20 protein-coding genes are annotated in these 23,656 nt (G+C 68.2%); 8 read left to right on the top strand and 12 right to left on the bottom strand.

The genetic code is table 11. The features are described from left to right. The first annotated feature begins 57 nt into the window (after positions 1–57). Together CWT10_RS12055 and CWT10_RS12050 are read left to right on the top strand one after the other, a co-directional pair. Positions 58–888 carry a YflT domain-containing protein gene (locus CWT10_RS12055; RefSeq protein ID WP_233188028.1) on the top strand — a complete coding sequence of 277 codons (831 nt, stop codon included), beginning with the start codon at positions 58–60 and terminating at the stop codon, positions 886–888. A 55-nt stretch (positions 889–943) separates the two neighbouring features. Beyond that, positions 944–1,789: a sugar phosphate isomerase/epimerase family protein gene (locus CWT10_RS12050; RefSeq protein WP_233188033.1), complete on the top strand. Its 846-nt coding sequence runs from the start codon at positions 944–946 to the stop codon at positions 1,787–1,789. 22 nt (positions 1,790–1,811) lie between these two features. Here CWT10_RS12050 and CWT10_RS12045 read toward each other — a convergent pair whose 3' ends face one another. From CWT10_RS12045 to CWT10_RS12035, 3 genes are all read right to left on the bottom strand, one after another. Continuing rightward, positions 1,812–2,735, bottom strand: coding sequence for a cation diffusion facilitator family transporter (locus CWT10_RS12045; protein ID WP_103062154.1), 924 nt, complete (start codon positions 2,733–2,735; stop codon positions 1,812–1,814). 77 nt (positions 2,736–2,812) lie between these two features. After that, entirely contained in the window at positions 2,813–4,447 is a 1,635-nt protein-coding gene (locus CWT10_RS12040) for an aminopeptidase P family protein (protein WP_103062153.1), read from the bottom strand. Between the two features lie 112 nt (positions 4,448–4,559). Next, positions 4,560–5,723 carry a Gfo/Idh/MocA family protein gene (locus tag CWT10_RS12035; RefSeq protein WP_416171690.1) on the bottom strand — a complete coding sequence of 388 codons (1,164 nt, stop codon included), beginning with the start codon at positions 5,721–5,723 and terminating at the stop codon, positions 4,560–4,562. Positions 5,724–5,780: 57 nt separating this feature from the next. Here CWT10_RS12035 and CWT10_RS12030 point away from each other — a divergent pair, with 57 nt between their 5' ends. Both CWT10_RS12030 and CWT10_RS12025 read left to right on the top strand, forming a co-directional pair. Further along, the gene (locus tag CWT10_RS12030) at positions 5,781–6,626 is read left to right on the top strand and encodes a PHP domain-containing protein (RefSeq protein ID WP_103062152.1); all 846 of its coding nucleotides are present in this window, start codon (positions 5,781–5,783) and stop codon (positions 6,624–6,626) included. A 60-nt stretch (positions 6,627–6,686) separates the two neighbouring features. Continuing rightward, the gene (locus CWT10_RS12025) at positions 6,687–7,322 is read left to right on the top strand and encodes a MarC family protein (RefSeq protein WP_103062151.1); all 636 of its coding nucleotides are present in this window, start codon (positions 6,687–6,689) and stop codon (positions 7,320–7,322) included. A 19-nt stretch (positions 7,323–7,341) separates the two neighbouring features. Here CWT10_RS12025 and CWT10_RS12020 read toward each other — a convergent pair whose 3' ends face one another. Further along, on the bottom strand, positions 7,342–9,096 hold the full coding sequence (locus tag CWT10_RS12020) for a DEAD/DEAH box helicase (RefSeq protein WP_416171689.1): 1,755 nt from the start codon (positions 9,094–9,096) through the stop codon (positions 7,342–7,344). Positions 9,097–9,372: 276 nt separating this feature from the next. On the opposite strand from CWT10_RS12020, the gene CWT10_RS12015 reads away from it, so the two are divergent. Continuing rightward, entirely contained in the window at positions 9,373–10,035 is a 663-nt protein-coding gene (locus CWT10_RS12015) for a ferritin-like fold-containing protein (protein ID WP_103062149.1), read from the top strand. 58 nt (positions 10,036–10,093) lie between these two features. On the opposite strand, the gene CWT10_RS12010 is transcribed toward CWT10_RS12015, so the two are convergent. Beyond that, complete coding sequence (locus tag CWT10_RS12010; RefSeq protein WP_103062148.1) at positions 10,094–10,843, bottom strand: sulfite exporter TauE/SafE family protein; 750 nt, start codon at positions 10,841–10,843, stop codon at positions 10,094–10,096. A gap of 506 nt (positions 10,844–11,349) precedes the next feature. Between CWT10_RS12010 and CWT10_RS12005 the strand changes: the two genes are divergently transcribed. Further along, positions 11,350–11,574, top strand: coding sequence for a hypothetical protein (locus tag CWT10_RS12005; protein WP_103062147.1), 225 nt, complete (start codon positions 11,350–11,352; stop codon positions 11,572–11,574). A gap of 192 nt (positions 11,575–11,766) precedes the next feature. Here the strand turns inward: CWT10_RS12005 and CWT10_RS17085 are convergent, their stop codons facing one another. From CWT10_RS17085 to CWT10_RS11980, 6 genes are all read right to left on the bottom strand, one after another. Next, positions 11,767–12,009: an integrase core domain-containing protein gene (locus CWT10_RS17085; protein ID WP_425321000.1), complete on the bottom strand. Its 243-nt coding sequence runs from the start codon at positions 12,007–12,009 to the stop codon at positions 11,767–11,769. After that, on the bottom strand, positions 11,982–12,857 hold the full coding sequence (locus tag CWT10_RS17080; RefSeq protein WP_244936740.1) for a DDE-type integrase/transposase/recombinase: 876 nt from the start codon (positions 12,855–12,857) through the stop codon (positions 11,982–11,984). The genes CWT10_RS17085 and CWT10_RS17080 overlap by 28 nt, the downstream gene beginning before the upstream one ends. Next, entirely contained in the window at positions 12,857–13,204 is a 348-nt protein-coding gene (locus CWT10_RS17450; RefSeq protein ID WP_128683201.1) for a hypothetical protein, read from the bottom strand. The genes CWT10_RS17080 and CWT10_RS17450 overlap by 1 nt, the downstream gene beginning before the upstream one ends. 20 nt (positions 13,205–13,224) lie before the next feature. Beyond that, complete coding sequence (locus CWT10_RS16950; RefSeq protein WP_174721964.1) at positions 13,225–13,920, bottom strand: hypothetical protein; 696 nt, start codon at positions 13,918–13,920, stop codon at positions 13,225–13,227. 128 nt (positions 13,921–14,048) lie between these two features. Continuing rightward, positions 14,049–14,723, bottom strand: a complete 675-nt coding sequence (locus CWT10_RS11985) for a DUF6318 family protein (protein ID WP_128683468.1) — start codon at positions 14,721–14,723, stop codon at positions 14,049–14,051. Between the two features lie 238 nt (positions 14,724–14,961). Further along, a complete protein-coding gene (locus CWT10_RS11980) occupies positions 14,962–15,177 on the bottom strand; it encodes a DUF3107 domain-containing protein (RefSeq protein ID WP_103061953.1) in 216 nt (71 codons plus the stop codon). A gap of 232 nt (positions 15,178–15,409) precedes the next feature. On the opposite strand from CWT10_RS11980, the gene CWT10_RS11975 reads away from it, so the two are divergent. Together CWT10_RS11975 and CWT10_RS11970 are read left to right on the top strand one after the other, a co-directional pair. Beyond that, positions 15,410–18,919: a UrvD/REP family ATP-dependent DNA helicase gene (locus tag CWT10_RS11975; RefSeq protein WP_103061954.1), complete on the top strand. Its 3,510-nt coding sequence runs from the start codon at positions 15,410–15,412 to the stop codon at positions 18,917–18,919. Further along, positions 18,916–22,338, top strand: coding sequence for an ATP-dependent helicase (locus CWT10_RS11970; RefSeq protein WP_103061955.1), 3,423 nt, complete (start codon positions 18,916–18,918; stop codon positions 22,336–22,338). Before CWT10_RS11975 ends, CWT10_RS11970 begins: the two co-directional genes overlap by 4 nt. Here CWT10_RS11970 and CWT10_RS11965 read toward each other — a convergent pair. Beyond that, the gene (locus tag CWT10_RS11965) at positions 22,332–23,525 is read right to left on the bottom strand and encodes a phosphotransferase (RefSeq protein ID WP_103061956.1); all 1,194 of its coding nucleotides are present in this window, start codon (positions 23,523–23,525) and stop codon (positions 22,332–22,334) included. The two genes, CWT10_RS11970 and CWT10_RS11965, sit on opposite strands and share 7 nt — an antisense overlap. Positions 23,526–23,656: the final 131 nt, after the last annotated feature.

Below are 23,656 nucleotides of genomic sequence, written 5' to 3'. Positions count from 1 at the left end.
ATTTTCGCCGCACGATGAAGTCCCACCGGCTGCCGACCCAAGTGGAACGATGTGTCCATGAGCACGAGCCAGTTCTCCATGCAGGCCGCGCCGTTGGGCATGGCGCGGGGAAGTATTCCGCGTGGCGACGAGGTCGCCTCCTTCGCGACCTACGCCGAGGCGCAGCACGCCGTCGACTCTCTGTCCGACGCGGGCTTCCCCGTCCAGTACCTGGCCATTATCGGGACCGACCTGCGCCAGGTCGAGCGTATCACCGGGCGCATGAGCTGGGGTCGGGCGGTGGCCAACGGCGCGGTGTCGGGGCTGTGGATCGGCCTGTTCTTCGCCGCCATGATGATGCTGCTCGGCCCTCGTGAGGGCACGGGCACGGTGCTGATCGCGGCTGTGATCATGGGCGTCATCTGGGGGATGATCTTCCAGGTCGCCGCCTATGCCCTAACCCGGGGCAGGCGCGATTTCACCTCCATCAGTCAAGTGGTGGCCTCACGTTACTCCGTGATCGCCTCGCAGCTGGCCGGTGAGGCGGCGCGGGCACTGGCGGACAGCCCTGGCAATCTCACCCGCGGTGGTGAGGCTGCACGCCGTGCTGAGGAGCGTCGGGCCGCCCGGCAGCAGGCGCGTGGGCAGGGCAGCAGCGCCTTCGGATCCCGCCCGGATGAGCAGCCCCGTTTCGGTGTGCGCCTGCCCGAGGGTGTGGATCCGCAGACCTATTCGCAGGACCGGACCTCCTCCGCCGCGCCCTCGGCCTCAACCGCTCCCTCAAGCGGGATGGACTCCCAGCCGTCGCCGACCACCGCTGAAGCGGTCGAATCTCAGACAGATGAGCCGGTCGTGGGTCACAATGAAGACGATGATGACCCCTACCGCCGTCGCCCCGACGACGCGTGAGACGCGCTTGACCACGGCCAGCTCCGGGCCGTACGTCACGGGCCGCGGCATCCCGGTGGGGCTGTCTACCGCGTCGGTCTACCCCGGTGAGGCGGCCGACACCTTCGCCCTGGCGGCGCAGCTGGGTTACGACGGCGTCGAGGTCATGGTGTGGGGTGAGAAGGCCACCCAGGATGCCAGCACCCTGTTGGGATTGGCGGAGCGCCACGGCGTGAATGTGCTGGCCATTCACGCGCCCACCCTGCTGCTGACCCGCGCCGTGTTCGGCGCCGAGCCCTGGGGCAAGGTCGACCGCTCCATCGAGTTGGCCCAAGCCGTGGGGGCTCCAGCGGTGGTGCTGCATCCGCCATTCTTCTGGCAGGCCCGTTACGCCCGCTCTTTCGTGGCCGGCGTGGCCGAGCGCGAGGCCGCGACCGGCGTGCGGCTGTGCGTGGAGAACATGTTCACCTGGCGGCCCCGCAATGCACACTCCACCCGCGACTTCCAGGCCTATTTCCCCACCTGGGACCCGGTCGGCCAGGGCTACCGCTCGGTGACCCTGGACATTTCTCACGCGGCGACCTCCGGCTCCGACGCACTGGCCATGGCCCGGGCGCTCGGACCCACCCTGCGGCATGTGCACCTGACCGACGGGGTGCCCGGTTTTCGCGACGACCACCTCCTGCCCGGCCAGGGCGATCAGGACTGCGCCGGGGTGCTGCGTCACCTGACGCACACGGACTTCGGCGCGGCGGGCGGTCAGGTCGTGGTCGAGGTGAACACCCGCAACATGAGCACGCACGAGCGACGCGAGGGCCTGGCCAGTGCGCTCGCCTTCGCCCGTGAGCATCTGGAGGGAGACGGCGACACCGGCTCCGTGCACGTACCCGCCCCGACGCGCCGCCGCTTCCGCGACGCCTAGCCGGGCGGCCGGGCGACTGGTGTCAGGCGCAGGCCGCGGACTCGTGGGCGCGGTGGGCGGTGGGCTCGAGTTGGAAGGTGGCGTGCTCGATACGGACGGGGAAGTGTTCGGCGACACATGCCTGAAGGGCGTCCAGAACCTCGTCGCTCCGTCCCCGCGCCAGGCAGGCGTCGCTGACCACCACGTGCGCGGTGAGCACCGGCAGTCCCGAGGCGACCGTCCAGGCGTGCAGGTCGTGCACCTGCTCCACATCGTCCACCGCCAGTAGGTGGCGACGCACCTCCGCCAGGTCCAACTCTTCAGGGGTGGCCTCCATGAGCACGCCGACGGCGGAGCGCAGCAGGATGAAGGCCCGCGGCGCAATCAGGGCCACGATCACCAGGGAGGCGACGGCGTCGGCACGCGCCCAACCGGTCGTTGCCGTGACGACGGCGGCGACGATCACGCCCACGCTGCCCAGGGCGTCATTGGCGACCTCCAGGAACGCGGCCCGCAGGTTCAGGTTCTGATCACGGCCACCGGCCAGGACCACCAGGCCCACGACATTTGCCACCAGGCCGACCCCGCCCATGATCAGCATGCCGTGCGCCTCGACCTCGGCGCCGCCTACCAACGCGATCACGGCCCGTACGCCAACGATGACGCCGACGGTCCCCAGCAGGGCCGCCTGGACAGCGGCGCCCAGGATCTCCGCGCGTCGCAGCCCCCAGGTGGAGCGGTCGGTGGCCGGCCGGGTTGTCAGCTGCGCAGCCACCAGCGCCATCGTCAAGCCGACGACGTCGGTGAGCATATGGCCGGCGTCGGCAAGCAGAGCCAGTGATCCGGTCAGCATGGCGGTCACGACCTCGGCCACCAGCACCCCCGCCGTCAGGGCGAGGACGATGGCGAGTCGACCGCGGGAGGCGCCGCGTCCGTGGGTGTGCGAGTGTTCATGAACCGGCGGCACGACTCAATGATAACGATCCGTGCCGGCTCGGCCCCAGGGCCGTCAGCAAAACGGCTGTGCCGCAGGTCTGGACGGCCTCAGCCGATGAGCCCGCTCACCCAGGCCTCCACCTCGTCCACGGTGCGGGGGATCGCCTGCGTCAGGCGCCGTACGCTCCCATCGGCATCGACCACGACGTCGTCCTCAATGCGCACGCCGATGCCGCGCAGCTCCTCCGGGACCAGCAGGTCGTCGGCGCGGAAGTACAGGCCCGGTTCAATGGTGAAGACCATGCCGGGACGCAACTCGGCCTCCATGCTCATCTCCCGGCGTGCCTGGGCGCAGTCGTGCACGTCCAGTCCCAGGTGGTGGCTGGTGCCGTGCACCATCCAGCGGCGATGGAACTGGCCGTCCGGGCCCAGGGAGTCGGCGGCGGTGACGCCGTTGGGCAGCATGCCCCACTCCTCCAGGCGGGCCGCAATCACCTCCATGGCGGCGGCGTGCACGTCCCGGAAGCGGCAGCCGGGGGTGTTCGCGCGGGCGAAGGCCGCGTGGGCGGCGTCCAGGACCGCCTGGTAGACGCGGCGCTGCGGGGCCGTGAAACGGCCGTCCACCGGGATGGTGCGGGTGACGTCGGCGGTGTAGAGGGAGTCGACCTCCACGCCGGCGTCCACCAGCACCAGTTCGCCGGGGCGCACGGCGCCGTCGTTGTTGATCCAGTGCAGGGTGTTAGCGTGGTTACCGGCGGCGGCGATGGTTTCGTAGCCCAGACCGTTACCCTCCTCACGGGCCTTGGCGCCGAAGGCTCCCTCCAGGACGCGTTCGCCGCGCCAGTGCCCGGTGGCCCGCGGAATGGAGCGGATCAGGTCGTCGAAACCGGCTTTAGTGGCGTCGACGGCCCGCTGCAGCTGCTCGACCTCCCAGGAGTCCTTGGTCAGGCGCAGTTCGCTGGTGGCCTCCGCCAGGGCGTCGTCGACCTGCTGGGCCGCTTGTCCGGCGGCCAGGCCGGCGGCGGTGCGCACCCGGTCCACCAGTGCGGTCACGGCCTGGTCGGCCTCGGCCACAACCCGTAGCTGTACGCCGTCCGGGCCGGCATCCTTGGCCAACGCATCCTCCAGGGAGTCGATATGGGCACAGCGGATGCCGGTGGCCGCCTCGACCTCCTCAATGGAGGGGCGCAGACCCACCCAGAGCTCGCCATAGCGGGTATCAGCGTAGAACTCCTCGGACGAACGAGAAGCGCGGGGGCGGAAGTACAGCACCGCCTCGTGGGTGGGGGCGGACTGCGCGCCCTGTGGGCCGCCTGTGCCCTGTGCATCATCGTTGACGCCGTGCCCGCCGCCGTCGGCGCTTGCGGTGCCCAGGGGCTCCAGGACGAGGACGGCGTCCGGCTCGAAGTCGGTGCCGGTGCCGGCCAGGTGAGCGAAGGCCGAGTGCGGGCGGAAGCGGTAGTCGCAGTCGTTATTGCGGGTCACCAGCCCACCGGCGGGGATGACCAGGCGGTCGCCGGGGAAGAGCGCCCCGAGAGACTCCCGGCGGGCGGTGGCCCAGGGGGCGGACTCGTTGCGGGAAGGAAGCTCCTGCGGGCGCGGACCCCAACCGGAGCCGATGAAGTCGCGGAAGGCCCGGTTGGTGGGGCGGTGTGAGCGGTTGTCACCGCGCTGGGCGAGAGACTGGGGAACCGGGGCAGCCGCGTCTGCTTCGGCGGGGGCGTCGGTCTCGGAAGCGTTCATGGCCCCATAGTGGCACGGTCGCCGACGTCCAAGCGCACCGGGCGGGCGGCTTCGCGCCCGGTGTATCCGGCCGGAGCGGAGCCGAGCTCGAACGGCGTGCGCGGTGGGCCGGTCAGTCCGGGTCACCCGGGAAATGCACTCCGACCTGGCGTCGGGCCTCGTACAACACCTCCACGGCGGCCACCGAGTTGGCCAGCGGGTGCAGGTCGGACTCCCTGGACCCGGAACGCACCAGGCGCGTGAAGGCATCCAGCTCATATGCGAGCACCGGGCCGGTACGCTGCACCGACAGGTCCTCGACGGCGTCCTTCCCGTCCGCGCCATGCAACTCTATGTGCTGTGGCCACTGGCAGTCGTCCAGGGTCAGGACCGCACGGTCGCCGGCGAGTGCTGAGCCGACGGCAGCCTGTGAGGTCTTGGAATGCAGACAGACCACCTCGAAACCGGCGGGCCCGGCGCCGCCGGCGGGTGCCGGGGCGGGGCCGCCATCGGCCGACGCGGCGTCGTAGCCGAGCACGATCGTGCCCAGGGCATCCGCCCCCGAGCCCAGCAGCACACCGGAGGCGCTGACTCGCACCGGCGTACCGAACAGGTGAATCGCCAGACTGACCGGGTATACACCCAGATCCATGAGAGAGCCACCGCCCAGGGCCGGGTCGAAAACCGGTGGCAGCGCGCCGGAGCGGTAGGCGTCCATGCGGGAGGAGTACTGCTCCTTGACCAGCACAGCCCGCCTAACCGGCCCCAGCCGGTCCAGGTGCTCCCGCACCACTGCGATGCCGGGCTCGAAGGCGGGCAGCCATCCCTCCATGAGCAGCCGGTCGGCGCGGCGGGCAGCCTCCACCATGGCCCGGGCCTGAGCTGGTGTGGTCGCAAAGGGCTTCTCCACCAGCACGTGGCGGCCGGCCTCCAGCGCGGCGAGCGTGTGCTCGGCATGCAGCAGATTGGGGGAACCGACATAGACGACGTCGATCAGCGCGGCGCCGTCGTCGTCCCGTGCGGAGAGCATCTCCTCCAGGGAACTGAAGGCGTAGGGGATGGCGTGCTCGGTGGCGAATGCGGCGGCCCGTTCGGCGTGCGCGGAGGTGACGGCCACGATCTGCGCGCCGGGTACGGCACGGGCCGCCTCCACGAACCAGCGGGCGATGAAACCGGCACCGATCATGCCGAAGCGGATCGGAGCGGTGGCGGTGGATGAGGAAACAGAGGAAGGGGCCACGGGGGAGCCCGCGGGAGCGGAGGGACCGTGCATGCGAGAGGGTGTGGCGGCGCTCATATCGTCAGAATAGCAAGTAGCGGAGGTCACAACCGGGGACGTCTTTACACTTGACCGGTGCGCATTGACCCCCACACTCACTCCTCCTGCTCCGATGGCACGGATACCCCCGCACAGCTGATGAAGGCGGCGGCGGTCGCCGGCCTTGACGTCGTCGGCCTGACCGATCACGACACGACCGACGGGTGGGAACAGGCGGCCGACGCAGTAACGGACACGGGCGTGAGTCTGCTGCGCGGTGCGGAGATCTCCTGCTCCGCCGACGGCGTCACCCTGCATCTGCTCGCCTACCTGTTCGACCCCGACTACGCCCCGCTGGCTGATGCTCTGGCCCATGCCCGCCAGTCGCGTTCGGAACGCACCCGGCGCATGGTTGAGCAGATCGGGGTCGACTACCCCATCACCTGGGAGGACGTGCTCGCCCAGACAACTGACGCCACCACCATCGGCCGCCCGCATATCGCCGATGCGCTCGTGGCCGCCGGGGCCTTCCCCGACCGGTCCGCCGCCTTCGCCGGACCGCTGGCTACTTCCAGCCCCTACTACGTCCACTACTGGGCGCTGGACCCGGTGGAGGCATGCCGGCTTGTGCGCGACGCGGGGGGAGTGCCGGTGGCCGCCCATCCGCGCGCCGCCAATCGACAGCGTCGGCTGGTTCCGGACGCGACCTTCAACCGGATGGCTCGGGCGGGTCTGGCCGCACTCGAGGTCGACCACCGCGACCACACGCCCGCTCAGCGGGAACAGGCCCGCGCACTGGCGCAGGAGCTCGGGCTGGGCGTCTCCGGCGCCTCCGACTACCACGGCGCCGGCAAGCCCAACCGGCTAGGGGAGAATCTCATGCCCCCGGCACTGTTGAAACGGATCGTCGCCGAGGGCACGCTTGCGCTGATCACTCCCTGATCTGCGCCGTCCCCTTGCTCCAGTCACAACAGATCGGCCCGTCCACAACCAGCTTTGCCCATGCTCAACAACGTATTCGACCCTACGCTCTTCGCCACCGCCTTGACCACCATCCTGGTAATCCAGGATCCGCTGGGAGCCATCCCCATCTTCCTATCGCTGACCAGCCGCCAAACCAAGGCGGAGCGCACGCGTTCGGCCCGCCAGGCCACCCTGGTGTCATTCGCGGTTATTCTCGCCTTCGCGATCTTCGGGCGCTACATTCTGCGTTTCCTGGGTATCACCGTGCCGGCGCTGCAGGTATCCGGTGGGCTGCTGCTGTTACTGGTGGCGCTCGAACTGCTAACCGACCGCGTCGATGAGCACCCGGATCCGGACGCGGTGGCGACTAATACCGCCCTCGTCCCCCTGGGCACACCCCTGCTGGCGGGACCGGGAGCGATAGTCGCCACCATGGTGGCGGTTGATTCGGCACCGGGGCCGATGATCGGCTGGGTGAGCGTGACCGGAGCCATTGTGGTTACGCATATCGTCACCTGGGCGGCCCTGAGGTTCTCCGTGGGACTGCACCGACTGCTGGGCGAGTCGGCCATCCAGGTGCTCACCCGCATCTTCGGTCTGCTGCTGGCGGCTATCGCAGTGCAGATGATCGCCGACGGCGTGCTCGCCTACGTCGACACCTTAATGACGCGTTGATGGTTGCCCGAGGACGTGCTCAGGACTCGGCACGGCCACCATGGGTGCGACGCCGGTTGCGCTTGCGGTGAGGCCTGTCGCCCTGAGTGGACGCGGTGCGACCCGATCCCCTGGCACCGGCGGTGGAGGTTCTCCCCGCCCCGCTACGGCGGCTGTGTCCGCGACCTTGTCCGCGGCCGCCACGCGTGTCGCGTGAGTGGTTGCGTCTGCCGGTCTCGCCCAGGTCCTCGATCTGCTCGGCGTCCAAGCCCGCAAGTACCCGTTTGCTGCGCGGGAGTCTCCCGGTGACGTCCCGGGGGATGCCGAGGTCGGCGTACAGGTGGTCAGAAGTGTGGTAGGTCTCCACCGGCTCCTCAATCGGCAGTCCCAGGGCCTTGGCGATCAGCCGCCAGCGGGACACGTCATCCCAGTCGACGAAAGTGATGGCAGTGCCCGAGCCTCCGGCCCGTCCGGTGCGGCCGATGCGGTGAACGTAGATCTTCTCGTCCTCGGGGCACTGGTAGTTGATTACGTGGGTGACGTCGTCGACGTCGATTCCGCGCGCCGCCACATCGGTGGCCACCAGCACGTCGACCTTGCCCTTGCGCAAGGCACGCAGCGCCTGCTCCCGGGCACCCTGCCCCAGGTCGCCGTGCAGAGCGGCGGTGGCGAAGCCGCGCGCCCCCAGATCCTCGGCCACACGGGCGGCTGTGCGCTTGGTGCGAGCAAAGATGATGGTGCGACCGCGGCCCTCGGCCTGCAGAATACGAGAGAGCACCTCAACCTTGTTCAGGGCATGGGCGCGGTAGACGACCTGCTGGACGGTCTTAACCGTCATGGAGTCGTCGCCCGGATCCTGGGCGCGGATATGGGTCGGCTTGGTCATGTAGCGGCGCGCCAATGCGACGACAGCGCCCGGCATGGTGGCGCTGAACAGCATGGTGTGACGATCGGAGCGGGTACGCGACAGGATCTTCTCCACGTCCGGGAGAAAACCCAGATCCAGCATCTCGTCGGCCTCGTCCAGCACCACGGTGGTCACGTGTGTCAAGTCCAGGACCCGGCGGTCCATCAGGTCAATGATGCGGCCGGGCGTGCCGACGACGATCTCGGCTCCGCGCTCAATGGCCTCGATCTGCGGCTCATAGGCGCGTCCACCGTACACCTGAGCGATGCGCACGGTGCGTTTGGCGGCGGCTCCGGCCAGTTCCTCGGCGACCTGCTTGGCCAGCTCCCGCGTGGGCAGGACCACCAGCGCCTGCGGGGAACCGGCGGCGGGGTCCTCATCCCAGCCCTCCTCGCCGGGGCCGAGGGTGTCCATGAGCAGGGGAATGCCAAAGCCAAGGGTTTTGCCGGTGCCGGTCTTGGCCTGACCGATGATGTCCTGACCACGCAGCGCAATCGGCAGGGTCAGCGCCTGGATCGGGAAGGGGTGGATGATGCCCTTGTCCGCCAGCGCCTGACAGATCTCTTCCTCGACGCCGAAGTCGGCGAAGGTGCGCGTGGTCAGGTCGGACTCGGAATCGGCCTCGGTGATGTCAGGCTTGGCGTCATCCAGGACCGGGGCGTGAGCCTGGGCGGTGGAGATGATGCCGGAGGCAGAGTCGGGCGGTGCGGCGGGCTGATCTGCGGGCTCGACCGACCGCGCCCCGGATGCCGATGGTGATGCGAATGATTCAGTTGTTGCGGTCTGCTCGGTCACGGTGTGCTTTGTGCTTTCGGTTGTTCTGGGCCGAGGGCCCGGATGGTAGGAGCGCGCAGCGTACCGATGTACGGCGTCCGCGCCTGCGGTCATGTGCGGCAGCCGATCGCGAAGGACGCCTCGCACGTGGCCGTGGCGGGCAGGCGAGGCCGAAGGACATGACGACGGGCATGGCGACCGGGCAACCTGGGACCAGCCTAGATGATCGGGTCGAAGGGATGTGGCTGTTGACGTGTTTTCCGGCTCACCTGGAAAGGGGCTGCGGGGGCACCGGGGGAACGCATCGGGCAGGACGATGAAATATGCGGCGTCGTCTGGAAAGGTCCTGGAGGACGTCCATGCGACAGGCTCAGGGCCTAACCTGGTTACATGACGAGCTTACTCTCCCCCGCCGACCGGACCTCGGCTGCATCGCCATCACAGCACGCGGCGGCCGTGGCCGGGCTGGCAGCCTACGCGCGGACCATCGCCTGCACCCGTTACGCAAAAGACGCCGACAAGGCGCCCGACATGTCTTCGCGCGTCGAGCTGCTGCGCATGAGTGCGGAGGCGGTGGCATCCCTGGATCGCCTGCATCAGGAGGCGTCTGCCGCGGGAGTCGATGTGTTGACGGCTGCTGCACCCTTCATCGGAGCTCTGGGTGACTTCGATGAGCGACTGCGGCCACTGGACTGGTATGAACGGCTGACCAAAACCTACCTGACCTTCGGACTGCTGCGGGACTTCGTCGTCGCGCTCGCGGATACACTCGCCGCGTCATTGCGCGATTTGCTGACGCGGGAGGCCGACACCGATCGTCTCGCCGCCTTCGCCCCGGCACAGCTGGTACCGGCCATTGATGCCGACACGCAGCTCGCGGCTCGTCTGGGACTGTGGGGGCGCCGTGTGGTGGGTGAGGAGATCGGCACCATGAAGCGGCTGCTGGCAGCGGCGCCGGACTTGGCGGCCTCAGGTGCGGATGCCGAGGCGCTGCATGAGGCCCTTTCTCAGGGGGCGATTACCCGTATGCGCGGACTGGGGCTGCGGGTCTAGGCGAGCGGCGTCGTCGGGAAGCATCAAGGGTTCCGGAAGCGTCGTCGTCGGGGCGGGATCACCGGCCGAACAGTAACCAGGCGGTAAGTACCAGCCCGCCGACCACGACGGCGGCATGAATGACCCGCTCGGGAATGAGTCGCTGAATCAGGGGCGCCACGTAACCGCCGGCGAAGGAGCCGATGCCGACGGCGATTGCCGCGCCCCAGTCGACCCTGTCCTGCACGATGAACAGCACGGCGGCGGAGAAGTTGGACAGGGTCAGCATGGGTGTCTTCATGACAATGGCGGCATGCGTGTTCATGGGTGTGCCCAGGGTACACAGGGCGAAGAAGAGCACCCCCGCGCCGGCGCCGAAGTAGCCGCTGTAAACCATGATCGCGGCCATTAGGGTCAGGAAGGCGGGGGCGGCCAGGCGGTAGTTGGCGGCGCCTTGCCGCAGCCACGGACTGAGGGCGACCATCACGGTCGCCAACAGTACGAGCCAGGGCACGATGGCCTCGAACACTCCCGGTGGCGCCACCAGCAGCAGCGTCCCGCCCACGAGCCCGCCGACGACGGCGATGAGTACCTGCGGGAGCAGCGGGTAGTAGCGGATCTGCCTCAGCCGGTCCCAGGAGGTGATCAACGAGCCGATGCCGCCGGGAATCAGGCTGACCGTGTTGGATGCGTTGGCGACCACCGGGGGCACGCCCAGGGCCACCATCGCCGGGTAGGAGACGAGCGAGGCCATCCCCACCAGGTAGCCGACGATGCCGGCGACAACGCCGGCGAGGAACAGTAGGGCGTAGGTGATTACGGGCGACATCGCGGATCAGCGTAGTCGCCGGAGCGGATCGGGTTGGGAGCGTGGGGATGTGCGCGCATTTGAACATCCCCGGAAATGGGGTTCTTCCGGTCGAGCCGTATTCGCCGAGTTCGGTCGATATTACCAACGAGTTCGGTCGATATGACGATCGAGTTCGGTTGGTGGGGCTGGTGGGGTGGGGAAGGGCCCAGAATCGGCACCCCCGCACGTGGACCGCCTGCCTGCGGATGGACCACCTGAAACGCACTCTCAGACGGTCCAACCGCAGAAGCCCGGTCCAACCGCAGGAACGCGGTCCAAGTACGAGGTCGGCAGCCGGCCGAGCCCACACTCGCCCACAACACCCTTAAGTCGGAGGAGCCGGAAATGGTCGTGTGGAACACCTTGCCGTGAGGCATGATACTGCCGGGCTGCGGCCGGGAGCGTGGACACCCTCGGCGGGTCCGCAGGCGAAGCAGATTCGCACTAAGCCATGAGTAGCAATCCCGAACCGGAGAGGGGATCACATGTTCATCCGCCGCGAGGCCATCGCCGTCCGCTGTGACCACGAGGGGTGTGAACGCATGGTCGCACACCGGGTGGTGGACACTGTCCATGACCCGGATGGCACGGCGATCGAGCGGGTACTGGCACTGAGCTACACCGAGCACGACGCGCTGCGTGCGGCCGAGCGAGACGGCTTCAAGATCATGGGCGACCACGTGTTCTGTGAGAAGCACGACCGGCTGTAGCACCTGTGGATGTGGATGCGCATGGGCGATGGTGGTGGTGGGGCTGGGTTTGGTTAGTGTCGTTTTTGGGTTTCGGCTTGGTCGGTGAGGTAGGTGAGGGTGCGGACGATGTTGTAGGGGGTGGTGGTGTTGGTGGTGGTGATGGTTCCGACTGACCTGTTTCAGCGTTAATGTCCGCTTGGGGCGGTTGGATCAGACATCATCGTGGTCTTCTTGGTTGGTTTGATTGTCTCGTTGTTTGCGGTTGTAGGCAAGGCGCTGCTGAGCGGCCCGTTTCAGGCCTTCCTGGCGGGCCTTGCGGATGGCCGGCCCGCGCCCGGTGTGCTCGTCCAGGGGTGTGACGTAGCCGATTCCGGAGTGCAAGCGCTGGCTGTTGTACTCGGTGCGCACAGAGTCGAGTTCGGCCCTCAGGACAGCGGGATCGGTGATTGCCAGCAGGTGAGGCCACTCGGCCTTGAGTGTTCCGTTGAGGGACTCGACCCCGGGCCTGGTCGGCCGCGTGTCGCCGGCCGTCCGAAGTGCTGGGCGATGGCGACCATGGCCATGAACCTGCGGGTGTTGGCAGCAATCATCTGGGAGCCGTTGTCGGACACCGCCAACAGGATCGGGGTCAGTTCATCGTCTCCGTCAAGCGTCAGCCGGCGCTTCAGGGCCTGGGCTCGTTCCAGGGCGGCCTCGAGCAGGCCTTCGGCGTCCAGGGCCTGCTCGAAGGCGAGGCGGACCTGGTGGTGGGTCTCCTCGCTGGAGACCACATGGGTGATCCACTTGCGTGAGACCAGATCCTCGATGATCAGCACAGTCATGCCGCAGGCGGTGAAGTGAGTGGAGTCGTAGATCCAGATCGAGTTGGGCTTGTACGTCGCCCAGTCGGGGAACGGACGACGCTTGGAGCGCGCTGGCCGGGCGGGATGCCTGAACCGAAGCTCGTGGTCATTCAGGACCCTGCGGACGGTGGAGGCCGACGCCCAGAACAACCCGTTGTAGGAGCCTCGGTGAGCCAGGCGACGGTGAGAGAAGTCCTTCTCACCGAAAGTCTCGAAGGCGTCCACAATCGCCTCGATCTCGCACGGCATCAGGGCATTGACAGCGGCGCCAGGCCGGGCGTCGGCCAGTCCTACCCCGTTCTGGCGCCGTTTCCAGCGCCGGTAGCGTCGCTCGGCCAGTCCCAGGACCTCACAGGCCTTAGCCACGGTCCAGCCCTGACCGGTGGCGTAGTCCACCAGCTCCAAAAGCCCCTGTTTGACGGGCGCATCCACCCGGGCGGGGACCGGGGCACCGGGCATCAGACCGAGCCCCCTTTTTTCTCCAGCACCACCAACTTCACCGCCTGCTCCGTCACCGTACGGGTCAAGCGGTCGATCTCGGCCCTGGCCTGCTCAAGCTCGACATCACGAGCCGACTTGCCAGACGAACCCGGACGCGAAGCCGACAACGCGTCCAAGGCGCCTTGCCTGGCGACCTGCCGCAGCCTCACGATCGTGGAGCGGTCCACTCCGGCCTCGGTCGCAGCCGCCCCCACCGTGACCTCCTCTCGCATCAGCCTTACGTAGATCTCATACTTCTGCGAAGGCGACAAGAACACCTTGGCCCGACGCCCAGAACCCCTCGTCGTGTCAGCATCACTGCTCATCGCGCACCCTCCTCAAGGTGTCACGAAGACCCTACCCATGCGGTCTGATCCTCAGCCCAAAACCGGACACGAACGCTGAAGCAAATCACGACCACGGGGGTGGTGGTGCCGCCGTTGGGGGTGTAGGTGGCTTTCCAGGTGGTGGTAAGGGTGGTGGTGACGTCGGTGGCTGTGCGGGTGTAGCGGTGGGTGAGGGTCTGGTTGGGCCAGGGTGCGCCGGGGTCGGTGGTGGTTGTGGTGGTGCCGTCTCCCCAGTTCCAGGTGTAGGAGGTGGGGGTGGCGTGGATGGTTACTTCGGTTCCGGCTACGGTGGTGGTTAGTACCTGGGTGTCGGGGCTGGTGTAGACGATGAAGTCCTTGGTTAGCAGTACTTCTGGGCCTGGGGGTTGGCGGGTGATGCCTGAGCCCTCGGCCAGCAGGGTGGACACATTGGCGGCAGTGACCTTAACCACCACGGTGGTGCCGTCGGAGGCTTGGACGCTGGTTGCCGCCGCGGCATCGGTGGCGCACTCGTCAGGATCAAGCACAACAGCACGCATTCCGACGTTCACGCCCATTCTCATACCGAAGCACATGGCATAAGACAAACTCGCCATAAAAGCGGCCCTCTCATCGAACACCCCACCAGTGCCGCCCTCAACAGTGACACCGCCCCCACCCGACCCACCCGGAACCGACACCACCACATCATAAGACACCTCACCAGAAACAATCACCGAACTACCATGCGCGTCAGTGCTGAAACTATGTTCGGAACGCGTATCAGCGAATGCGGCGGGGGTAACAGCAAGCCATAATGAGAATATTATGACGAACGTGGCGTTGTGTGTGTTGACCCGGTGTTTCATTCAACTTCGCCTCCCTCTTCTAGATCAACTATCTCTATTGCCCAATTGTGGCCACTCCAATACAATTGGACCAGTAAGATGTCTTCCGTTCGCGTAATGTGCAGGGGAGGCTGGCCATCTCCTGGATACTGATCACGTTCCTGGGATGTTACTTGGGCACGTACTACGTAGCGGTTGGGGTCTTCTTGGTCTGTCCACCACGCCAGGGGTGTGACGTCCGGCTCCCATAGGTCGATCCAGCCACCTGCATCGTGTAGTTCGGTGGCGTTGTTAATGACGCTATCGCAGAATTCGCAGTTGTCGTCACTCATTTTCTCGAAAGCATCTATGTCGCCGGTGGCGTAGACGTATGGGTAGAGGTTGAGGAAGTATGTGGCTGCGGTGATGGCGCCTTCGGGGGTGAACTGTGGGGTGTAGGGATCAGGCGGCTCCATGGCCAGGGCGGTGGCTCTGGCCGCGGCCTGTTCCGGCGACAGCGTGGGCGCGGCACTAGCACTGACAGTCGCTGATGGGGTCCAGGTGGGACTGAAACCACTGGTGGCGCTTCCACGCGAACAACCCCCACCCAGTGCCAGCCAGGCAACCACCACGGACAAGGCCGCCAGACGAGCGAACCCGACCGCAGCCCGGCGCCGATGCGGCATCGAATGGAGTAAGGGGACGGTAGACATAACGGGCACGGCCTCCTCGGTGAGGACCCTAACGGGACTAACAGGCGCGCCAGCCAAAGCGCCGACGCCAGGCAACCGTACCCACACACCCACCACAACCGCCACCCCCAACCAACACCCTGTGGAAAACCCATCGCACCCCGGCCACAACAACCGAACTCGACGGTTATATCGACCGAACTCGACGGGAGGGGGGAGGGGGAGAGGAGGGGTGCGGAGGGGGAGAGGAGGCGGCGGGTCAGATGCCGAAGCCGACGCGGCGGGGGGAGGACTCCCCGATTTCGATGTAGGCGAGCGAGCCCGCAGGGATGAACACCTTACGGCCCTTGTCGTCCGTCAGGGTGACCGAGGAAGTGGCGGCATCGGCGACGGCGGCGAGGATCTCCTCCTGGGAGGCGGAGGTCTCCACCGAGAGCTCGCGCGTGGAGTGCTTGATTCCAATGGTGACCTGCATGGGTGCTCCTTCAATCAGGATCCGGGCCGCCCGCTAGTGGGTGAACGACCGCGGTGGGGTGTCTACCCTGATCCTATGGGCCTTACGGCCGTATCTGTTCGTCTGAACCGCGGGAATCCCGGGCATTTCGCGCCGCGCGGACACCACGGAGGGCAGGGCTCGTACCGATCCGGGGCTCAGAAGACGTTTAGGGTGTTCAGTTCATGTCTGACCCACGTGATGAGATGGGCCCATGACCAGTTCCGCCGGCGCCCCCCGCCTTCTGCCTCCGCTCGTGCAGCCACCGCTTCCCGCGCCGGACGCCTCCGCCGCTCGGGTGCTCGCCCGTGCCGCGGACGGTACGAACCTGGTGATCCTCGGAGCCCCCGGAACTGGCAAGACCACCACAGCGCTGCGCCTTCTGATCGAGGCGGTGACCGGCCGCGGCAAGGACGCCGTCCTACTCGCCCCCACACGTGTCCGTGCGGATCGCCTGCGCGAGCGCGCCTCTCATCTGCTTAAGCTCGCCGGCGCCCGCTCGGGCACGGTTCGGGTGCGCACCCCCGCATCTCTCGCGCTGACCATCCTGCAGACCTCCCTGACCCAAAGAGCCGACCCGTTGCCCGCCCCCGTGCTGCTCGCCGGGGCGGAGGAGGACGCCGCCCTGGCGCGGCTACTGCGCGGCACCACTTGGGGGGATCTGCCCGCCGAGGCCGTGGAGTCGCGCGCCTTCCGCACAGAGCTGCGCAATCTGTTGGCCCGCGCGGGGGAGCTCGGCATCGACGCGGATGAACTGGCCCGACTTGGAGCCGAGCTCAAGGTCCCCATCTGGCAGCGCGCCGCCGAGCTTCTGCGCACCTGGGACGCGCAGGGTCGTCCCAGCGCCGCCAACCGCGGCACCGTCCGCGAGATGGACACTGCTCGCCTGCAGGATCGCGCCCGCGAAGCTTTGAGTACCTGGGATGACGACGGCGTGCTAGTGCCCCGTCCCGTACCCGATGTCGTCATCGTTGACGACTATCAGGACTGCACGGCCGCCACTGCCCGTATGCTGGTTGCCCTCACCGTCCCTGACGCCGCCGGCCACCGTGCCCAGATCATCGCCCTGGGTGACCCCGACGCCGCCGTCGAGGTCTTCCGCGGCGGCAACCCGAGCCTGCTCAACGCCGCCGAAGACCGTTCCGGGCTTGCAGCCGAACGGCTGACGCTGGATGCCGTACACCGCGGTACGTCTGCACTCGCCCGGGTGTGGGCCGCACAGGCCGATCGCATTCCCATTACCGGCACCGCCACCCACCGCCATCCTCAGCCCCCCGAGTACGTCAAGCACATCAACGCCGCCGACGCCGCAGCCCCCGGTGGCGTAGAGGTCCTCATTGCCTCCGGCCCACTCCAGCAGTCAGCTCAGATCGCCCGCATTCTGCGCTCCGAGCACGTCCACCGAAACACATCCTGGGACCGGATGGCCGTGATTGTCCGCTCGGCCGGAACCGCCCGTGCAGTGGGCCGCGAGCTGCGCCACCACGGCGTCCCCCTGGCCTCCAGCACCCCTGCCGTCCTGCTGCGTGCCGAACCCGCCGCGGCTGCGATCATCAACGTATGCCGCGCAGCCCTGGGCGGTGCCCTCGGTGAGGCCACATCTCCCCCCGAACGATCCACGGCCCTCGATCTGCTCACCAGTCCCCTGATCGGGCTGACCAACCTGGATCTGCGCCGCCTGCGCCGCCGCCTGCGCGCCGATCGGTCCGCCCAGGGCAGTTCCGATGACAACCTGCTAGGCCTCCTGGCCGAGCCCGCGGAGGCGGCGGCCGTGGCCCGGGAGCTCGCCGATGAGCCGTTGGCCGAGCAGGCCGCGCGGATCGAGCGCGCCAGCCGGGTGATCGCCGCTCTGCGACGAGTAATGGACGCCGCCGAGGGCGCCGGTGCTGACCGTGTCGATGTTGAGTCGCTCCTGTGGGCGGCCTGGCAGGCCTCGGATTGTGCGGAGGCGTGGCGCGCCACGGCGCTGACGCCGCACACCTCCCGCACCGCCGCGCTCATGGCAGAGGCGGCCGAGCACGACCTGGACGTGGTCACCGTTCTGTTTAAACGTGCGGAGGTGTGGGCCGAGCGTCACCCCGGCGGGAAGGCCACCGCCTTCTTGGATGAACTCGTCGCGGAGATCCTGCCCTCGGACACCGTGGCCCCGCAGGGTATCCGGCCACCCGGCGTCGCCGTCCTCACGCCCGCGGCAGCGGCAGGAGCCCAGTGGGAGGTGGTCGTCGTCGCCGGGGTGGAGCGGGAGACGTGGCCCGACCTGCGGCTGCGTGATGGCCTGACCCGGTCCGGTCTGCTGGTCGATGCCGTCACCGGGCGCCTGCCGCTCGCCGCCGACGGCGTACACCAGGCCGCTCAGGACCCCGCCGAGGCCCGCAGCCAGGTCCGCGGTGACGAGCGTCGTATGTTCCTTTCAGCTATCTCCCGCGCCAACCGCCGCTTGGTGGTCACCGCCGCACTGGATGCCGACACCGCTCCCTCACCATTCCTGCTCGAGGTCGCGGCCACGGCCGAGCAGAGGATCTTCAATGACGATGGCAAGCTCGAGGTCGCTGCGGACGTTGGCGACCTGACCCTGCCCGGGCTCGTCGGGCAGCTGCGCGCCGCAGCCGTCGCCGGCCGGTTACAGGGGGCTGATGCCGAGGCTTGCCTGCGCGGCCGGCAGGCCGAGCGGCTGCTGGCCGTACTCGCCCGCGACGGCGTCAGCGCGGCTGATCCCGCCAACTGGGCCGGCCTGGGGCTGCCGACCTCCACTACGCCCCTGGTCACCCCCGGCAGGGAGATTCGCATCAGTCCCTCCGACGTCGATGCCATCACCAACTGCCCGTTGAGGTGGTTCCTGCAGCGCAACGGCGGCGGCACCGGCGCCGGTAATGCCCAAAGGGTCGGCGTGGTAGTACACGGCCTGGCGGAGCGTGCCGAGCGGGAGGGGCTGCGCGGCGAGGCGCTGCGTCAGGCCCTGGAAGACGTTATGCCGGAGCTGGGATACCCGGACACCTGGCTGGGTGACCTTGACCGCAAGCGCGTGCGCGACATGATCGACCGGCTCGACGCCTACCTGCATTCGGGTACCGCTCCCGCCCTGGTGGAGCGGACGGTGGACGTTCGCCTGGACCTGCCCGTGCCCGAGGACGGCAAGCAACAAAGCGTCGTCGCCGGCGGTGGTGAGTCCGGGGCGCGGGCCGACGGCGAAGGTCCGGCCGGAACCGGAGCCGCAACCGTTGCCGGTGGCCCCATGACAGCGGGCGAGCGGATACCGGTGCGCGTGCGCGGGCGCATCGATCGCCTGGAGTTTCTTGACGGCGTCCTGCCCGACTCCTCCGCCGACGGGGTGCTACCCGCCGGGCAGGGGCAGCGGGTGCGCGTCATCGATTTCAAGACTGGCGGCGGCAGGCCGAATGGAGCGAGTCACCACGCGCAGCTTGCCACCTACCGCATGGCGCTGGCCGCTGTTGGCTATCAGGTGGATGGCGCCGGTCTTGCAATGCTTGGAATGGCACCGCGCAAGACGAAGGATCGTGGCGTGTACATGGCGCCCGATGGGTTGGTGCTCGCGCCCAGCCCCGACCCGGACACAGGGGAGGAGTGGGATGTGGAGCTGCTAGCCCGCGCCGCGCTGGATGTCTCGGGTCCGACTCTGCTGGCTCGCCACAACAAGGACTGCAGCCGGTGCTCCTTCAGAGCCAGCTGCCCCGTTGACCCCGCAGGAAGGAGGACCGTGGCATGAATGCCGCCGACCTCACTCCCGAAGTCCTGGCAGAAAGGCTGGGGTTGCACTCACCCACCGCGGAGCAGTCGCAAGTCATCGCCTACCCGTTGCGGCCCCTGCTGGTGGTCGCCGGCGCCGGCAGCGGCAAGACCGCCACCATGAGTCAGCGCGTTGTCCACCTGGTTGCCACCGGTGCTGTCCGCCCCGACCAGGTTCTGGGGCTGACTTTCACCCGCAAGGCCACCGCTGAGCTGGCTGAGCGCGTCTCCATTCGGCTCACCCAGCTGGCCGGCAGTGGCCTGATCACCGGCGTCGACGGCGCACCCGAGCCGACCGTGGCCACCTACGACTCCTTCGCCGGCTCGCTCGTGCGCGAATACGGCCTGTACGTCCGCGCCGACCCGGACGCCACCGTGATCACCGAGGCCCGCAAATGGCAGATTGCCAGCGACATCATTGAGCGGCGTACCACTCCATTACCCATGGAGACCAAGTCAAGTGCGATCGCCGCCGTCCTGCGCGCAGACAATGCGTTGTCCACGAACCTGCTCAGCGTCGACACCGCTCGCGAGGAACTGTCAGGGCTGCATGAACTATTCACGGGGCTGGCAGGCACCCGCGGGGTGGCCAGCGACTTCGCAGGCACGCCGGAAACCATGGAGGTGTGGCTGGGCACGCTCGACGCCGTGCAGGACTTCCGGGACTACAAACGCCGCCACGGACTGGTCGACTTCGGCGACCGGCTCGAACTGGCATGCCGCATCGCCGAAGAGGTGCCCGAGGCGGTGGCGGCCATGCGCGCGCAGTTCCCGGCGGTGCTGCTGGACGAGTTCCAAGACACCTCCGTTGCCCAGGTGCGGCTACTGTCCGCCTTATTCGCCGATCAGGGCGTCACCGCCGTTGGCGACCCGAATCAGGCCATCTACGGCTGGCGCGGCGCCAGTGCCGGCGCGCTGGACACCTTCCACGATCGCTTCAACCCCACCGGCGTGCAGACCGTCGCCGGCGGCGGCGATCCCAAGATCGAGACGCCGGTGCTGCAACTGTCCACAGCCTGGCGCAACGACTCCGCGGTCCTCGCCGCCGCCAATGTCATCTCCGGGCCACTGCGCAGTCCCGAGCACCGGCCCGGCGACGCCGCGGTCGGATACGTGCCGGTGCGTGAATTGCAGGAGCGTTCGGCCGCCGACGGCCTGGGTGCCGGGAAGGTGCTTGCCGCCTTCCTCACCGACCCGTTGCAGGAGGCCGAGGTGGTTGCCGACTTCATGCAGGAGCATTGGCACCCCGATGCTGAGTTGGCCATCCTGTGTCGCGCCCGCAGCCAGATGACGCCGGTGGCCGAGGCGCTGGAGGCGCGCGGGGTTCCCTACGAGGTGGCGGTGTCGGGCGGCATGCTCTCCATCCCCGAAGTGGCGGATGTGCGCGCCCTACTGACCGTGACCGCAGACCCTGAACGCGGCGACCGGCTCATGCGCCTGCTTACGGGAACCGATATCGGCGCTGCCGATTTGCGTGCCCTGCAGAGCTTCGCCCGTGAGCTTGCGCGCCGGCGGGACCGGGCCGACGGCGCCGGTGCGCACGCGCCGCTCAATGGCGTGGATGCGCAGTCCGCTACCGAACAGCTCGAGGAGGCGGCCCTGTCCGAGGCGCTAGAGGAACTGGCCCGTCGCGACGACGCCGCCCGCGCTTCCAATACCCGGTCACCCGGGCGGGTCCCGGCTGAACCGACTGCGATTGACACGGCAGTCACCGGCCTGACTGAGGCGGGCCGGCGGGCGGCGCTGCGGATCGCCCGGGCCCTGCGGCGGGTGCGCGGCGCGCTAGCGCTGCCGTTGCCGGACCTGGTGGCCGTGGCCGAGCAGGCCCTGGGTCTGGATGTTGAACTGGCGGCGCGCGTCGGCAATCGTATGGGGCGGCGCGCCCTGGACGCCTTCCGGGCCACCGCCGAACAGTACGCCGCCGATGTTGAGGTTCCCACCGTCTCCGGGTTCTTGGAGTTGCTTGAATATGCGCACAGTGAGGAACGCGGGCTGGAGGCTCCCGAGGTCGAGCCCGAGCCGGGTGCCGTACAGATCATGACCGTCCACGGCGCCAAGGGACTGGAGTGGGATCATGTGGCCATGGTCGGCCTGACGGAGACCTCGTTCCCCTCCTACCGGGGCAGTCCGGTGGCAGCCGGCATGAAAGTGCGTACGAATGCCTGGATGACCTCTCAGGGAGAGTTTCCCTATACCCTGCGCTCCGACGCCGACCAGCTGCCGCCCTTTGAACTCGGTAGCATCGACTTCCCCCTGGGCGCCGGGGTGAAACTGAGCCCGGACGAGAAGGCGCAGATCAAGGATCTCAGGGAACAGTACCGACTAGCGCTCGGACGTAACCTGATTGCTGAGGAACGCCGTCTCGCCTACGTGGCCGTCACTCGCGCCCGCCATCACGTGCTGCTGACCGGCTCACACCTGGTCAAGGAGGGCAATACCGTCAAACCCGCCTCCCGCTTCCTGGCCGAGTTGCGCGATGCGCACCTGCTTGCCGAATTCGGTCCCGGCTTCACCGCTGTACCCGAGGACGCCGTCAACCCCGTCGGGGTCGCGCAGGCGCCCTGGCCGGTGACGCAGCCGGCCGCCCCGGGTTCGGAACGGGCCGCTCGCATCGCCGTCGCCCAGTCCGTGACTCGTGCCATGACCGCACCCGGTGCCGCGGCTGACACGGATATGGCCGAACCAGACGCGGATGGTGTGACGGATGCCGGTTTCAATGAGCATGTGGCCCGCTGGTGGGAGGACGCACGCCTGCTGTTGGCCGAGCGCGACGCCGCCGCGGCGGAAACACCCACGGTCCGCCGACCCGCCCACCTGGCCGCCACCCGTCTGGGTGAACTGCGCGATGACGAGGCTCGATTCGCACTGGAGCTGCGTCGCCCGCTGCCGGCCCAACCGCAGTCCGCCGGAAGGCTGGGCACGGTCTTCCATGAGGCCGTCGCGCAGCGCCTGAGCAGCCGCGCCACCCTGTTCAGTCTGGAAGACGCCGGCGTCCCCGACACCCTTGCCGGACCGGATCACAAGCGTGTAGAGCGCTGGCTCGACGTCGCCGCCAATCACCCGCTGCTGGACGGTTACCAACTTTGGGCTACCGAGGAATCCCTTGAACTCACCGTAGGCGACACCACTCTGCGCTGCCGCATCGACGCCATCTTCAAGGAACCGGACACCGGCGACTACCTGGTGGTCGACTGGAAGACCGGCCATGTGCGCGTGCCGGTCGACCAGCTGAGCGTGTACGTGCACGCCTGGTCTGCGAAAGAGGACGTACCCACTGAGAGGATACGAGCCGCCTACCTGTACGTGGACGAACCCGGTGGATACGTCGATGAACTCGACAGCGCCGACCTCCAAACCTTGGCGGAGATACGCCAGCCCCTGGAGGCGCGGGATCAGTGAGCGCCTGAGCCTTCCGCTTCGTCGGCATGCGCGTTGCTGCCGCCGGCGCCCTCCCCGGCATCCTCAGCGGGCTCGTCCACCAGCACCATCTTGACCTCACTGGTGGTCGCCTCCGGCTCGGCCGGCTCCTTGTCACCGGGCACCGGCGCCAGGCGCGGACCGGTGGGCTCCACCAGCGGCTCGTCACCGACCTGATCGGCCAGGTCGGTCAGCATGGACACGGCGTCGTCGACGATGGAGTCGCTGTGGGAGCGCACCCCATGCATCAACCACCGGGCCAGGCTCAACTCACTGACCAGTTCCGCCCGATCCCGCAGGTGCCGGTCAACGCCCTCCACGCGCGCCAGATCGTAGGCGGACTCCACCGCGTCCAGGCAGTCCACGGGCACGGAGGCATACACCCAGGCCATGTCCTCGGCGGGGTCTCCCACATGCGCCTGCCCCAGGCCGCGCACCGCCACCACTGCACCGCCCGCGGTCAGCACGTTCTCAGGCGCCAGATCGCCGTGCACCACCACCGGCCGGAAGCGCCACAGTGTCGAGTTCTCCAGCGCCACCTCCCAGCGGGCCAGCAGTGCCGGCGGCACCTTGCCGGTTCCGGCGGCGTCGTCAAGCAGGCTTAGCCAGCGGTTGCGCACATCCTCGGCGTCGTAGACGGGAAGGCCCGCCTCGGAGACCACGGTGGTGGGCAGATCGTGCAACTCGCCCAGTGCCTTGCCGAGTCCTGCCGATAGGCCGGGGCCCGGCCGCAGCGCAGCGACGTTCATGGGGCGCCCCTCCATATGGCTGCGCACCTGGATGTGGCTTGCCTCCAGGCGCAGTGCGCCGGCGGGGCGCGGTACGTTGAAGGACAGTCGACCGTCGTCTACCACTCTTCCGATGCGGCGCAGCACCTCCGCTTCCGCCTCCAGGGTCGCACCGGTCGCATCGTCGTGGGTCTCGAGAACCTCCCAGTGACGCCCCTGGGTGTCGACGACGCCGACCACTCGCAGGGCGGGGGAGTGCTCCTGGGGGAGTGCCAGGCGCGCCGGGTCGAGTCCGGGAACCGCGACCGCGGCCAGGGCCGCCAGGGCTAGCGGGGAGCGCTCGCGGGCGCTAGTGGCTGCGGGCTCCGGCTGCTCCGACGCTCCGGAGTGCCCCGACGCCGGGGTGTTGGGGTCGGATGGTCCGGTGGGCGGTTGCGACATGTCTCCACCGTAGGCGAGGAACTCGCCTGTCGGGGCTCCGCCGCGCCCCGGAGGCCGCCCGTCTTTCAGACGATTACCTGATTTCGTGCACCGGCACGGGTGCTGGTGGAGGATCCGAGGAGTTTTCCACA

Origin of the sequence: Actinomyces qiguomingii (assembly GCF_004102025.1) — a bacterium.
Taxonomy (GTDB): Bacteria; Actinomycetota; Actinomycetes; order Actinomycetales; family Actinomycetaceae; genus Actinomyces; species Actinomyces qiguomingii.
The sequence above is the reverse complement of the archived record's forward strand: the minus strand, read 5'-3'. Positions and strand labels throughout refer to the sequence as shown.

What these genes read in the sequence shown, in the direction of transcription:
- CWT10_RS12055 (WP_233188028.1), top strand. Translation starts at nt 58, where the DNA reads ATGAGCACGAGCCAGTTCTCCATGCAGGCCGCGCCGTTGGGCATGGCG.
- CWT10_RS12040 (WP_103062153.1), bottom strand. Translation starts at nt 4,447, where the DNA reads ATGAACGCTTCCGAGACCGACGCCCCCGCCGAAGCAGACGCGGCTGCC.
- CWT10_RS12035 (WP_416171690.1), bottom strand. Translation starts at nt 5,723, where the DNA reads ATGAGCGCCGCCACACCCTCTCGCATGCACGGTCCCTCCGCTCCCGCG.
- CWT10_RS12025 (WP_103062151.1), top strand. Translation starts at nt 6,687, where the DNA reads ATGCTCAACAACGTATTCGACCCTACGCTCTTCGCCACCGCCTTGACC.
- CWT10_RS12020 (WP_416171689.1), bottom strand. Translation starts at nt 9,096, where the DNA reads ATGACCGCAGGCGCGGACGCCGTACATCGGTACGCTGCGCGCTCCTAC.
- CWT10_RS12015 (WP_103062149.1), top strand. Translation starts at nt 9,373, where the DNA reads ATGACGAGCTTACTCTCCCCCGCCGACCGGACCTCGGCTGCATCGCCA.
- CWT10_RS12010 (WP_103062148.1), bottom strand. Translation starts at nt 10,843, where the DNA reads ATGTCGCCCGTAATCACCTACGCCCTACTGTTCCTCGCCGGCGTTGTC.
- CWT10_RS12005 (WP_103062147.1), top strand. Translation starts at nt 11,350, where the DNA reads ATGTTCATCCGCCGCGAGGCCATCGCCGTCCGCTGTGACCACGAGGGG.
- CWT10_RS17080 (WP_244936740.1), bottom strand. Translation starts at nt 12,857, where the DNA reads ATGCCCGGTGCCCCGGTCCCCGCCCGGGTGGATGCGCCCGTCAAACAG.
- CWT10_RS17450 (WP_128683201.1), bottom strand. Translation starts at nt 13,204, where the DNA reads ATGAGCAGTGATGCTGACACGACGAGGGGTTCTGGGCGTCGGGCCAAG.
- CWT10_RS11985 (WP_128683468.1), bottom strand. Translation starts at nt 14,723, where the DNA reads ATGTCTACCGTCCCCTTACTCCATTCGATGCCGCATCGGCGCCGGGCT.
- CWT10_RS11980 (WP_103061953.1), bottom strand. Translation starts at nt 15,177, where the DNA reads ATGCAGGTCACCATTGGAATCAAGCACTCCACGCGCGAGCTCTCGGTG.
- CWT10_RS11975 (WP_103061954.1), top strand. Translation starts at nt 15,410, where the DNA reads ATGACCAGTTCCGCCGGCGCCCCCCGCCTTCTGCCTCCGCTCGTGCAG.
- CWT10_RS11970 (WP_103061955.1), top strand. Translation starts at nt 18,916, where the DNA reads ATGAATGCCGCCGACCTCACTCCCGAAGTCCTGGCAGAAAGGCTGGGG.
- CWT10_RS11965 (WP_103061956.1), bottom strand. Translation starts at nt 23,525, where the DNA reads ATGTCGCAACCGCCCACCGGACCATCCGACCCCAACACCCCGGCGTCG.